We start from the raw sequence: 13,020 nt of genomic DNA on the forward strand, positions 1-13,020 counted from the left end.
TAGTCTTGACTATTTGCCAGTAGAGTGAAAAATAGTCGGGTCATTTGTTCTCATGCGCGGGGCTTTTATGGTTGGAATATCAAGATATCTGGAGCAGACGCTGCGGCAGGAGCTGGCGCACAAGATCGTTCTGTTGACGGGGCCGCGCCAATGCGGAAAAACGACGCTTGCCCGCCGCATCATGCCGAATTATGACTATCTGAACTATGATCTGGCGGAGCATCGCCTGCAGTTGCTTGAAAAAAGCTGGGATCGTCGACGCCCTATGGTGATATTTGACGAATTACACAAAATGTCAGACTGGAAGCGATGGCTCAAGGGTGTATACGATGTGGAAGGCATTCCCCCCGCCCTGTTGGTGACGGGCAGTGCAAGGCTGTCGGCCTTCCGTAAAACTGGTGATTCTCTGGCTGGCCGCTATTTTGAGTTTCGGCTGCATCCTCTGGATATGCGCGAAGCTACCGAGGTGACGGAGTTATCGTCGCGCGAGATCTTTGACCGATTAATGAGCGTGGGTGGCTTCCCTGAACCATTTTTGAAAGGAAGTCAGAGTTACTACAACCGGTGGAAGCGCTCCCATGTCGATGTCATCTTAAGTGAGGATCTGCTGACTCTGACCGCCATTCGGGATATTCAATCCATAGAAACCCTGATTGAAATGTTGCGCAGCCGGGTAGGCGGCGGGGTATCCGTGAATTCATTGGCGCAGGATCTTCAGAAGAGTCCCGCTACGATTCAGAAATGGCTTAAATTACTTGAGGACTTATATGTCATCTTCCGGGTTGGCCCCTATCATCGAAATGTGGCGCGTGCCATTTTGAAAGAGCCCAAGTACTATTTTTATGACAATGGCATGGTTCAGGGTGATCAGGGCGTGAAACTGGAGAATCTGGTTGCCTGCGGATTGCTGAAAGAGATACACCGCGCAGTTGATGTGTGTGGCGAAGAACTCTCGCTGCACTATATCCGAAATAAGGACAATCAGGAGATCGACTTCATGGTGATGCGTGGTCATGACCCGGAGTGGCTAATTGAAGTCAAATGGCGAGATAGCGTATTGAGTTCCAACTTTCGCAAGATCCTGGCAGAGTCGGAATTACAACGAGTGCAGGTGGTAGGTGAGCTTCGCCAGTCGAAGTCATATCCTACAGGTGAGAGAGTGCAGCCTGCAATGGCGTTTCTGACGCACCTTGATTTTTCGAAAGCACCCTGAGCATGTCATTGCCCCCATTGAATATGCTATAAAAGCTGCAATTTTTATCAGAAGACCCTATAACGTATGAGCATGAACATCACCCTTAACCAGGATGGCACGGAACAGATTGCACTTAGCAGCTATACCCGCCAGGCCTACCTGAACTACTCCATGTATGTGATCAACGACCGGGCACTGCCGCACATCGGCGATGGCCTGAAACCCGTGCAGCGACGCATTATTTATGCGATGTCCGAGCTGGGTCTGAAGGCTTCTGCAAAATTCAAGAAATCGGCACGGACGATTGGTGATGTCATCGGCAAGTTTCATCCGCATGGCGATTCGGCCTGTTATGAGGCAATGGTACTGATGGCGCAGCCATTCAGTTATCGTTACCCGCTGGTCGATGGTCAGGGCAACTGGGGCTCGCCGGATGATCCCAAGTCCTTTGCGGCGATGCGTTACACTGAGTCGCGTCTGCAAAAATACGCGGAGCTGCTGCTGTCGGAGTTGGGACAGGGTACGGTGGAGTGGAAACCAAATTTTGACGGTACGCTGGAAGAGCCGGCGATGCTGCCGGCGCGTGTTCCTAACGTGCTGCTAAACGGTGGCAGCGGTATCGCTGTTGGTATGGCAACTGATATACCTCCACATAATCTGCGTGAAGTAGTCAGTGCCTGTGTGCGATTGCTGGATGAGCCCAAGGCCAGTCTTTCGGACCTGATGGAACATATAAAAGGCCCGGATTTTCCCACTGAAGCCGAAATAGTGACACCTGCTGCTGATCTGGTGAATATGTACGAGACCGGGCGTGGCTCACTCAAGGCGCGTGCAGTCTACCGGGTAGAAGATGGCGATGTAGTGATCACGGCCCTGCCTTATCAGGTCTCAGGTGCCAAAGTGCTGGAGCAGATTGCCGCGCAGATGCAAAAGAAAAAGCTACCCATGGTGGTGGATCTGCGTGATGAGTCGGACCATGAAAACCCTACCCGTATTGTGATTGTTCCGCGCTCTAATCGCGTCGATGCCGATGAGTTAATGCTGCACCTGTTTGCTACCACAGATCTGGAGAAAACCTATCGGGTTAACTTCAATATGATTGGTACTGACGGCAAGCCCAGGGTAAAAGATCTGCGCAGTCTGTTGCAGGAATGGCTGGTTTTTCGTACCGAAACGGTGCGCCGACGCCTGCAGTATCGTCTTCAAAAGGTGCTGGATCGGTTGCATATTCTGGAAGGCCTGCTGATTGCCTTCCTGAATATTGATGAAGTGATTCACATCATTCGTACAGAAGATAAACCCAAGCCGGTGTTGATGGAGCGATTTGCCCTGACTGATACACAGGCGGAAGCTATCCTTGAGTTGAAACTGCGCCATCTGGCCAAGTTGGAAGAAATGAAGATCCGCGGCGAGCAGGATGAGTTGGCCGCTGAACGGGACACCCTGGAAGGTCTGCTGGGCTCAGAGCGCAAGCTGAAAACCCTGATCAAAAAAGAGTTGATGGCTGATGCTGAGCAATACGGCGATGACCGCCGCTCACCTCTGGTGCAGCGTTCCGAAGCGCAGGCATTCAGTGAGGTTGAATTGATTGCTTCCGAGCCTGTGACGGTAGTGCTCTCCAAACATGGCTGGGTTCGCTCAGCTAAAGGCCACGATGTTGATCCTGAGGCGCTGCAATACAAGTCCGGCGACGGATTCAAAGTGGCAGCCCGCGGCAAAAGCAATCAACAGGCGGTGTTTATTGACTCCACGGGGCGCGCTTATAGTCTTCAAACGCATACGCTGCCCTCGGCACGTGGGCAGGGCGAACCGCTCACAGGCCGCCTGGCACCGCCATCCGGCGCCAGTTTTGAAGGCGTGCTGCTGGCGGATGACAAGCAGCCGGTGCTGATGGCCAGCGATGCCGGTTATGGATTTATTGCATGTGTGGGTGATTTGCAGGGAAAGAACAAGGCGGGCAAATCTGTACTGAGTCTGCCTAAAGGGGCCAGGGTCATGCCGCCGGTGCTGGTGCAGCAGCCTGATACGGATCTGCTGGTCGCGGTAACCAATGAGGGCCGTATGTTGTGCTTCCCGGTGGCTGAGCTACCGGTGCTGGCGCGTGGCAAAGGCAACAAGATTATTGGCATTCCGTCCGGGCGGGTGGCTGACCGGCTGGAGTTTGTGGTCTCCATGACAGTGTTGCCTGCTGATGGCTCTGTTACGGTATACGCGGGTCGACGTCACCTGACTCTGAAACCCTCAGATCTGGAACATTACCGCGGTGAACGGGGGCGCCGTGGTAACAAGCTGCCTAGAGGCTTTCAGAATGTTGACCGGGTTGAGGCAGGCTGACCTCCTGCTCGCGAAACAGGCCGGTTTCAATCTGCTCTGAGGGCTGGCGCAAACAGTTGCCCTGCACGTAGTTGATATTGGCCTGCCAGAGCAGTGGCAGTAGCTCGATATCCTCAATCAGCGGTGCTATGACCCGAATGCCCTGCGCCTGCAGATGACTCACAACATCGTGCAGGCGTTCACGTTGTTGACTGTCCAGATCGATGTGTTGCAACAATGATCGGTCCAGTTTGACAAACTCGGCGCTGACCATTCCCAACAGGCGGAATGGATCCAGGCTGCAACCGAAACGCGCGATAGCAAGTTCAAATCCCATTGTGCTGAGCGTCTGGCACAAAGTCCGTGCTTCATTTGGTGCGCTGAGTATATCCAGCTCATTGAGCTGTAATATCAGCTGACCGGGCGATTGATTCTGGCGTTTTAATTCGTGCGACAGCCAGACCGGAAACGTTTTGCTCAACAGGGTGTTGGCCGTCAAATTAACGGTCAGTCGCAATTGTGTGTTTTCTTGTGAGGCGATGGTCTTCATGGCGTGGCTAAGCACATAGCGGTCCAAGCGTTCGCCGTAGCCGTGCTGGATGGCGGCTTGCAAGAACTCCTCGGGGTAAATAAGCCGGTCAGCAACGGGTACCCGGATGCGAACCTCATAGTGCTCGCGCTCATCCGCGCGCAGGCTGACCGTGGGCTGATAAACCAACAGGAGGTTCTCATCCTGCATCGCCTGGCGCAGCGCTTCCAGTGTTTGTGAGTCTGAGCTTAGGGTACTGTTATCGCGGCCATTGCGTTCAGTGTGGCGGCGGATGGTTAGATGCTGCCTGGCCCGGACCAACAAGGTCTCGGCATCGGGGGCTTCATCACTGATCATTGCTGCGCCGCAGTGAAACGCCAGTGTCATGTCTGCCGGCGCCATGCTCTGCAGCACGGTCTCCAGGCAATCCAGACTCGACAGCAATGTCATGCAGGCCTCTGAGTCAGCATCCGGCAGGAGTACCGCGAAATCGCCGTCATTCAGTCTGCCAATCACACTCTGTGGCGGACACTTGGCTTGCAGTACAGACGCAATATCACGCATCAGCAGGTGGCTATCGGTTTTGCCGAGCACAACCAGAATTTCCGCCATCTGTGGTGCAGTCAGCAGGATAACGGCACTGCTGCTGCCTTGATACACAGCCGCGCTGATGGCCTGGTTCAGGGCGCGCTCGAAGCCTGGTTCGTTTAACAGGCCGCTTTGCAGATCTTTACTCAATGCGCTGCGTACTGCATTTTCATGTTTGATATTGCCTTTTGCTGTCTGCACCATCAACTGGAGGCTTTGTGAGCCATTGATGCTGATTGCGGCACCGTCCAGCGCAGCCAGCACTTCACTGCCATCGCGGCGGATTGCTGTGAATTCGCAGCGCTGAACACCGTTATTGAATGGCTGCTGTAAAAAACTGCGAACCTTTTCCGAATCTTCATCTGCAACCAGGTCCAAAAACGGAACCGCAAAGACATCAGGTAATGATCTGAAGCCAAAAAAAGTCAGCCAGGCGGGGTTGGCGGATAGGTGCAGTCCGTTTTGCAAAGTCGCTACAGCATCGCTGGTGTTGTCGATGAATAACTGCAGACGTTGATAAAGTTCGCGGACATTGCCGGCTGCACGGCGACCTTCGCGGCGCAGGCGCAGTTGCTCCAGTTCACGGTTCACCTGATAAACAAACTGTACCTGACCACTGGCAGTCTCCAGTTGAGACTCGCTCACCAGCCCGGCTGCGCCCAGACTCAGCATGGGCAGCCAGCGCGACGGTGAGCGGCAGATCAATAGGCAAGGTATATCGCGCCGGGCCGTGCGTAACTGACGTAACAGAGTTTCGCAGGCCTGAACTGAGGCGTCGGTAAATAACAGTATCAGGTCATGCACGTCACTGCCCGGCACCTCATCAGGCAAATGTCCACCTGCAAACTCTTGCACCTTGAGCTTCAGGCCGGCACGTTCAAGCAGACCGGTTACCCGGGTGGCGCGATCGCCGGCATCCCGATTGATCAGTATGTGACAGGAAGGATTATCCATGCCCTTATTGTAGTCCGGTCTTGGATGCTTCACCGGGAATTTCCCGGACCAGTCTGGGTACAAGGTAGCCTGGAAGCTGATTAACAAGGGCTTTGTGCAGGCGTTTTGCCTCGGTATCGGTAACATCGAAATGTGCAACGCCTTTGACTTTGTCCAGTACGTGCAGGTAGTACGGCAGGATACCTGCAGAAAACAGTTGCTCGCTCAGAGCACTCAGTGCTGCGACTGAATCGTTGACGCCCCGCAACAGCACACTCTGGTTCAGCAGTTGTACATCAACTGATTTCAGCTTCTGCATGGCAGTCAGCACCTCATCGTCTATTTCGTTGGCATGATTAACATGCACTACCATCACCTTCTGCAACCGTGTCTCATTCATCCAGCTCAGCAACTCATCAGTGACCCGTGCCGGGATCATGACCGGTGTGCGCGTATGTATACGTAATCGGCCGATATGTGGAATTTCTGAAATGCGATTTGTCAGCCATGCCAGGTATTTGTCGTTGGCCGCCAGCGGGTCGCCGCCGCTATAAATCACTTCGTGGATGTCGGGGTTATCCGCCAACCATTGCAGACTCTGTTCCCAGCTCTGTCTGCCGGGCACATTATCCTGATAGGGGAAGTGCCGACGGAAGCAATAGCGGCAATGCACGGCACAATGCGGGGCGGCTAACAGCAGTACACGACCGGCGTATTTATGCAGAATGCCGGCCCGCGGGTTAAAATCGGTCTCTGAAAGTGGATCGAAGTCAAAACCGGGGGTATCATCGCCCTCTTCAGTCAATGGCAATACCTGTCGCAACAAGGGGTCGTTGGCATCTCCGGGCCGCATGCGGCGGACAAATGCACGCGGGACTTTGAGCGGGAATCCGTCCAGAACCTCTGCAGGCATATTGAGCAGGGAGGCATTCAGACCCAGCTCCCGCAGCAGCTCGGCGGGGTCTGTAATCAGATCTGACAGTTGCTCTTGCCAGGAACTGGTCGTTTTGGCGATCAGCATGGTAAGCGGTAATCCGGTAAGTCGGGGTCTGTAATCAATGGTCGGCCATGTTATACCGTAGAGCGGGGCTGGCAGAAGAGTTATTTAAGCGAGGATAAAGATGGCTACTTTTTCAACCAACGAATTCAAACCGGGTCTCAAGGTGCTACTGGAAGGCGATCCCTGCTCCATACTGGAAAACGAATACGTAAAACCGGGCAAAGGTCAGGCCTTCAACCGTGTCAAACTTCGCAACCTGCTGAACGGGCGGGTGTGGGAGCGGACCTTCAAGTCCGGTGAGTCACTGGAAGGCGCCGACGTCATGGAAACAGATATGTCCTATCTGTACAGCGATGGCGAGTTCTGGCACTTCATGAAAACCGATGGCAGCTTCGAGCAGTATGCGGCTGATAAAGCCGCCATGTCCGATGCCATAGACTGGTTGAAAGAAGAAGAGACCTACATTGTGACCCTCTACAACGGTAATCCGATCAATGTCATGCCGCCGAACTTTGTAGAACTGGAAGTGACCGAAACTGACCCCGGCCTGAAAGGCGATACCGCCCAGGGCGGCAGCAAGCCGGCGACATTGACCTCTGGTGCGGTGGTGAAAGTGCCGTTGTTTGTGAATATTGGTGATGTGCTGCGGGTGGATACACGCACAGGCGAATACCAGAACCGCGTGCGCTGATCTTCATGAAAGCTGATTGGCAGCCTGCAGCGCCGTTGGACAATCTGCGCCAGCGGGCGGCGATGCTGGCCTGCGTGCGGCAGTTTTTTGCTGAGCGCGGCGTGCTGGAAGTTGAAACACCACTTCTTTGCCAGAGTTCGGGGACCGATATTCACCTGGACAGTATAGCGGTGGAGCTGAACCCCGGCGCTATCCGCTACCTGCAGACCTCGCCCGAGTTTGCCATGAAGCGGCTGCTGGCCGCCGGCAGTGGGCCTATCTACCAGCTCTGCAAGGCATTCAGGCGTGATGAGTGTGGTAGCCGCCACAACCCCGAGTTCAGTATGCTGGAATGGTACCGGCCGGGGTTTGATGAACAGGACCTGATGCAGGAGGTTGAGGCTTTGCTGCGATCCTGTTTGTCCGTCGATAGATTGCCTCTGCATAATTTTCGACGTAGCAGTTACCGGCAGTTATTTCAGCAGCACCTGTCGGTTGATCCATTTAAGGTGGCTGATAACGAGCTGATTGCGCTGGCGCGACAAAAAACGGCATCGCCGAGTCTGCATCTGAATCGTGATGAGGCCCTGAATCTGTTGATGGCTGCGGTGATAGAGCCGCAATTACTGCAGCCAGTGTTTGTCACCGACTTTCCCGCCAGCCAGGCTGCTCTTGCGCAGATCCGCCGTGACTCCGATGGAACGCTGCTGGCCAGGCGATTTGAGTTGTTTGTAAACGGCATGGAGATTGCCAACGGCTATCTGGAACTGACTGATGCTGATGAGCAGGCACGACGTTTTCAGGCAGATAATGAGGTGCGTCGGCAGACAGGTCTGCCGGTTTACCCGCCGGATACACGCCTGCTGGCCGCGTTAAACGCCGGGCTGCCTGATTGTGCCGGTGTGGCGCTTGGTTTTGACCGCCTGCTGATGCTGGCGCTGGATGCAATACAGATTGATCAGGTTATCAGTTTCACAGCCGGGAATGCATGATCATTGGTGGCATGATAGGCTTGGAGCCTATGCTTAAATTGCCCACATTTTGTCAGAGTAGCTGAATGACCCCAGAAGAAGAACAGCAGTATGGTACTGAACTGCACGATGTTAAACGTGCCCGCACCCGACTCATGGTGTGCTTCTTAACATTCCCACTCTATGTCCTGGCAGTGACCAGATTGCTGGATAACGGTCAGGATATTACCTGGCTGATGCTGGCCTACATGGCCATTTATGCTGTTTTCGGCATTGGCATGGCAGTCACGCGCTGTCCGCGATGTAATCAACAATTCTATGTGAAACACTACTTTTTGAATCCCTTCCGGCGGCGGTGCTCCCACTGTGAGCTGTCATTTGTCAAAGACCCCGGGGTTCCTCAGTAAACCAGGACAGCATCTCTGCGACCCGGTCATTGATCGGGTAGCGACCTGACGTCCAGCCAAGACGGACCACCACCATATTCCGCGACGGCATCACAGTAATGGACTGCTCGCGATTGCCTTGTGCTGCATAAGCATCAGCCGGCAGATCCGGCCAGCGAAGTGAGCGGTTACCCCGGTTCAGCCACCATTGATAGCCGTAGGCCCGATTATTGTCTGAGTTATTGGGCGTGGTGGCACGTCTCACCCACTCTTCATTAACAATACGGGCTCCGTTCAATACGCCACCATTCAACATCATCTGCCCCAGGCGAGCCCAGTCCCGGGCCGAGGCGTAAAAATAGGAGCTGCCAACCAGGATGCCGGCTGCATCCGTCTCAAAGACAGAGTGCTGAAAACTCATTGGTGTTGCGATGTGCTGACGATAGTCCTGCAGGCTGTCTGACAATGTGGCTCCGGTATGGTCAAAGTAAACGCGCGACAACAGATTGGCGGTGCCGGAACTGTAATTGAAACGGGCGCCCGGCTCATATCTCAGTGGTCGACGTATGGCGTAATCTGACGAGGACGGTTCAGTAAACAGCATCGCGGTGGCGTCATCGCCCGGGTTGTATTGCTCAGAAAAGTCCAGACCATCGGTCATGGTCAGCAGATTCTGCAGGGTGATTGTGCTGCGCTCATCGTGACTCCATTCCCGGAAGACCGGTTGCATCCCGGTATCAAGAATGCCCCGATATTCCAGATTGCCAAGCATCACGGCCATCAGGCTTTTGGCCATGGACCAGCCCAGCACGGGTGTTTCCGGATTCACGTTCTGCGCATAACTCTCAGCAACAATGCGGCCGTCTTTAACAATCAGAAGGGCGCGAGTATTCAAGCCCTGACTATTGTCCGAACTGATCATTTGATCCAGTTGCGACTGTAATGCATGGTTAATGGTGTCCACCCGTGAGCCGTGCGGCCAGTGGCTGGTGAATACCGGCATGGGCAGGGTTTGTTGGTAGGAGGCGCGCTCTGGATACCCGTCAAAATCACTGTAGCAACCAATACCTTCGACATAACTGGCGGTCCTGGGCGCCATACCAAACAAAGACGCATGGACCTGTCTAAGGTTGTCATCAAATTCAATGTTCAGGTATTCCAGCAGTGGCGAGTACTGCACCAGATCATCCAGCGACTGCTGTTCAGAAAAACCGCTGACGTAGCGGGCGCTGCACAGGAGTTTTGCACCGATGCCGGACGCCACACCCGGGGCGGCGGCCAGATAGGCGGGCGTGATGCCGTTACTGGATGCCAGTGCAATGACAACAACAACGACAGCAGTAATCAGGATTTTTTTCATAGTAAACGCTCCGGCCACGGCTGGGTGAGCCCTGATTATGGCATAAATTTTTTGGCGACCGACACTGAGCTGGACTAGACTTTATTTAAAGACCACACAGCACGGAGGCTGTGATCATGATGCAACGGGAAATGCTGGAGTCTGAAGTCGTACGCGTTATTGGTGAGTGCACTGAACATTTGTGCGACAGGCAGGAAATTGCGCCGGATACGGCCGTCGCGGATCTTATGATTGATTCGCTGCGCATGGTGCAGATTGTCTTTGAGCTGGAGACCGGGCTGGGTCTGGAGCTGCCGGAACATGCTCTGTTTCAGGTAGAGAAAGTCGGAGATCTTACCGATCTGGTCAGGCTGGCCGCTCACGATGCCCGAAAATCGCCGTGCCTATCCGAATCATTGTAGCGCCTTCTGCGATAGCCGCCGGATAGTCATCGCTCATGCCCATGGACAGTGTATCCATATCCGGATAGCGGACGCGCAGCTTGTCAAACAACACTTTCAGTGGATGAAAGGTCTGACGCTGTATTTCATATTCCGTACTGGGTGCCGGGATTGCCATAAGGCCCCTGATTTTCAGGCGGGGCATCTGTTCGGCTATTTGCTGACAAAGCGCGTCGACATCGTTGATATCAACGCCGGATTTGCTATCTTCGTGAGAAAGATTGACCTGCACGCAGATATTCAAGGGAGGCATGTCCGCAGGGCGCTGCTCATTCAGGCGACGGGCAATTTTGAGTCGGTCGACACTGTGTACCCAATCAAAATGCTCAGCGATATCCCGGGTTTTGTTGGACTGAATGGGACCGATAAAGTGCCAGACAATATCAGGCGTGTCTGTGCCGGGTTCAGATAACACGGAAATTTTGTCCAGGGCTTCCTGCACGTAATTTTCACCGAACTGCCGGGCGCCAGCCTGCCAGGCTTCGCGTATTTTTTCCGGGCCGTGCGTTTTACTGACCGCCAACAAATGCACACTGCCCGGCAAACGACCAGCGATGCTTTCCTGTCTGGCCAGTTCGTCGAGCAGTTGTTGGTATCGGTTTTTGATGGTGTCGCTCATGACAGCAATACTAGCATGCCTGGCAAGCATCTGCGTGGGGTTGTAAATCCTACTTTTTTGCTTGCGCCGATCGTGCATGGCGATAACAAACAGGCTATTATTCAATGCAAAACCAAACCGGCAGTCGGAGTTCAATACGTTATGGATATCACCAAGCTGTTAACCTTTGCCGTAAAAAACGGCGCATCTGATCTGCACTTGACAGCTGGCATGCCGCCACTGATCCGGGTGGATGGTGATATGCGCAAGATTGACCTGCCGGTGATGGATCATAAGACCGTCCAGGGTCTGATCTACGAGATCATGTCTGATCGTCAGCGCAAGGATTACGAAGAGTTTCTGGAGACGGACTTTTCCTTTGAACTGACGGATATTGCACGTTTTCGTGTCAATGCCTTCAATCAGAACCGCGGTGCTGCCGCCGTGTTCAGGACCATCCCTTCAGAGGTACTGACGATGGAGCAGTTGGGCATGGGGCAGGTGTTTGAAAATATCGCCAATTTCGCCCGCGGCCTGGTGGTGGTGACGGGTCCTACCGGCTCAGGTAAAAGCACAACACTGGCGGCCATGATCGATTACATCAACAAGTCCCGCTATGAGCATATTCTGACTATTGAGGACCCGATCGAATTCGTACATGAGAGTCACAAGTGTCTGGTGAATCAGCGTGAAGTGCATCGGGATACGCATGGTTTTAATGAAGCGCTGCGCTCGGCTCTGCGCGAGGATCCCGACATTATCCTGGTTGGTGAGTTGCGCGACCTGGAGACCATTCGCCTGGCACTGACAGCGGCAGAGACGGGCCATCTGGTTTTCGCGACCCTGCATACCAGCTCGGCTGCCAAAACTATTGACCGGATAATTGATGTATTTCCAGCCGGTGAAAAGAGCATGGTACGCTCGATGCTGTCGGAGTCGTTACAGGCCGTTATTTCACAGGCACTGCTGAAAAAGAATGGTGGAGGGCGTGTTGCTGCACATGAGATTATGATGGCAACTCCCGCCATCCGAAACCTGATTCGTGAAGACAAAATTGCGCAGATGTATTCGGCTATCCAGACTGGTGCCGGCTCTGGCATGCGTACGCTGGATCAGCATCTGAAAGAGCTGGTGCAGGCAGGCCTGATCAGCAAAGAAGCTGCGCGCACCAAGGCCAAGACACCGGACGCATTTCTTTAAATGGTTTTATTCCCGGGATTCGTTGCGAACTGATTGCAGGGCATCAATCTTGTCATTCAGTTCGCGGATAAGTCTCAACATCTCTTCCCTTTCGGCATGAGCAGCTGCCTCTTTAGCATCACGACGACGGTTTTCCTCTTCGTAATGCGTTTCCTGCATGGTGCTGACGATAATACCGATAAACAGGTTCAGCACGACAAAAGCGGTAATCAAAACATAGGACGTAAAATAGAGCCAGGCATAGGGATAAACAGCCATTACCGGCCGGGAGATGCCTTCAGACCAGCTTTCAAGCGTCATTATCTGAAACAGGCTGTACAGGGTTCGGCCGAGGTGCCCGAACTTTTCCGGGAAGGCTTCAGCGAATAACTGCGTTCCCATGACGCCGTAGATATAAAACACCATGCTGAGCAGGAACAGAATCCAGCCGATGCTGGGGATGGCATGCATCAGCGATTCAATCAGTCGTCGCAACCGTTCGATCTTGGTCAGCAGACGCAGCACCCGCAGAATACGCAGGGCGCGCAGAATGGCCAGCGGACCGGTAGCCGGCACCAGAGCGATTGCAACAATCAGGAAATCAAAAATGTTCCAGCCACTGCGGAAAAAACGCAGCCCGTGGGCGTACAATTTGATCAGTATTTCTACGACAAAAACACCCAGTACTACCTGCTCAATCAACTTGAGCGGACCACCAAACAGCCGCATTACTGTGGTTGAGGTTTCCAGCCCCAGGGTGATGGCATTAAAAATGATGACGCCGATGATGACATTCTGGACCGAGGGACTCTCGATCCAGTTTGCCACACGCTGCCGGAATGACAGGTCCATGGATTT

Annotated in this window: 12 protein-coding genes; 7 read left to right on the forward strand and 5 right to left on the reverse strand. The window is 53.8% G+C overall.

All coding sequences use genetic code 11. The features are described from left to right. Nucleotides 1-67: 67 nt before the first annotated feature. On the forward strand, nt 68-1,213 hold the full coding sequence (locus PS2015_RS01910) for an ATP-binding protein (RefSeq protein ID WP_237113354.1): 1,146 nt from the start codon (nt 68-70) through the stop codon (nt 1,211-1,213). Between the two features lie 66 nt (nt 1,214-1,279). Continuing rightward, the gene (parC, locus tag PS2015_RS01915; protein ID WP_058020582.1) at nt 1,280-3,529 is read left to right on the forward strand and encodes a DNA topoisomerase IV subunit A; all 2,250 of its coding nucleotides are present in this window, start codon (nt 1,280-1,282) and stop codon (nt 3,527-3,529) included. Here parC and PS2015_RS01920 read toward each other — a convergent pair. After that, the gene (locus tag PS2015_RS01920; protein ID WP_169792257.1) at nt 3,489-5,612 is read right to left on the reverse strand and encodes an EAL domain-containing protein; all 2,124 of its coding nucleotides are present in this window, start codon (nt 5,610-5,612) and stop codon (nt 3,489-3,491) included. The two genes, parC and PS2015_RS01920, sit on opposite strands and share 41 nt — an antisense overlap. Then, entirely contained in the window at nt 5,584-6,579 is a 996-nt protein-coding gene (gene epmB / locus PS2015_RS01925) for an EF-P beta-lysylation protein EpmB (RefSeq protein ID WP_058020584.1), read from the reverse strand. Before epmB ends, PS2015_RS01920 begins: the two co-directional genes overlap by 29 nt. A 100-nt stretch (nt 6,580-6,679) precedes the next feature. Here epmB and efp point away from each other — a divergent pair, with 100 nt between their 5' ends. The 3 genes from efp to PS2015_RS01940 all read left to right on the forward strand — a co-directional run bounded on the left by efp (nt 6,680) and on the right by PS2015_RS01940 (nt 8,606). Continuing rightward, nucleotides 6,680-7,249 carry an elongation factor P gene (gene efp, locus PS2015_RS01930; RefSeq protein WP_058020585.1) on the forward strand — a complete coding sequence of 190 codons (570 nt, stop codon included), beginning with the start codon at nt 6,680-6,682 and terminating at the stop codon, nt 7,247-7,249. Nucleotides 7,250-7,254: 5 nt separating this feature from the next. After that, nucleotides 7,255-8,220 carry an EF-P lysine aminoacylase EpmA gene (gene epmA / locus PS2015_RS01935; RefSeq protein ID WP_058020586.1) on the forward strand — a complete coding sequence of 322 codons (966 nt, stop codon included), beginning with the start codon at nt 7,255-7,257 and terminating at the stop codon, nt 8,218-8,220. Nucleotides 8,221-8,285: 65 nt separating this feature from the next. Further along, complete coding sequence (locus PS2015_RS01940; RefSeq protein ID WP_058020587.1) at nt 8,286-8,606, forward strand: hypothetical protein; 321 nt, start codon at nt 8,286-8,288, stop codon at nt 8,604-8,606. Here the strand turns inward: PS2015_RS01940 and PS2015_RS01945 are convergent. After that, entirely contained in the window at nt 8,581-9,945 is a 1,365-nt protein-coding gene (locus tag PS2015_RS01945; RefSeq protein ID WP_058020588.1) for a serine hydrolase domain-containing protein, read from the reverse strand. The two genes, PS2015_RS01940 and PS2015_RS01945, sit on opposite strands and share 26 nt — an antisense overlap. Before the next feature lie 116 nt (nt 9,946-10,061). On the opposite strand from PS2015_RS01945, the gene PS2015_RS01950 reads away from it, so the two are divergent. Further along, nucleotides 10,062-10,346 (forward strand): acyl carrier protein, encoded by a 285-nt coding sequence (locus PS2015_RS01950; RefSeq protein ID WP_058020589.1) that lies wholly within the window; start codon nt 10,062-10,064, stop codon nt 10,344-10,346. On the opposite strand, the gene PS2015_RS01955 is transcribed toward PS2015_RS01950, so the two are convergent. Further along, nucleotides 10,291-11,004, reverse strand: coding sequence for a YggS family pyridoxal phosphate-dependent enzyme (locus tag PS2015_RS01955; protein WP_058020590.1), 714 nt, complete (start codon nt 11,002-11,004; stop codon nt 10,291-10,293). The two genes, PS2015_RS01950 and PS2015_RS01955, sit on opposite strands and share 56 nt — an antisense overlap. 141 nt (nt 11,005-11,145) lie before the next feature. Here PS2015_RS01955 and PS2015_RS01960 point away from each other — a divergent pair, with 141 nt between their 5' ends. Beyond that, nucleotides 11,146-12,183 carry a type IV pilus twitching motility protein PilT gene (locus PS2015_RS01960; RefSeq protein ID WP_058023091.1) on the forward strand — a complete coding sequence of 346 codons (1,038 nt, stop codon included), beginning with the start codon at nt 11,146-11,148 and terminating at the stop codon, nt 12,181-12,183. Between the two features lie 6 nt (nt 12,184-12,189). Here PS2015_RS01960 and PS2015_RS01965 read toward each other — a convergent pair whose 3' ends face one another. After that, nucleotides 12,190-13,014: an ion transporter gene (locus PS2015_RS01965; RefSeq protein ID WP_058020591.1), complete on the reverse strand. Its 825-nt coding sequence runs from the start codon at nt 13,012-13,014 to the stop codon at nt 12,190-12,192. Nucleotides 13,015-13,020: the final 6 nt, after the last annotated feature.

The organism is Pseudohongiella spirulinae (genome assembly GCF_001444425.1).
Lineage (GTDB): Bacteria > Pseudomonadota > Gammaproteobacteria > Pseudomonadales > Pseudohongiellaceae > Pseudohongiella > Pseudohongiella spirulinae.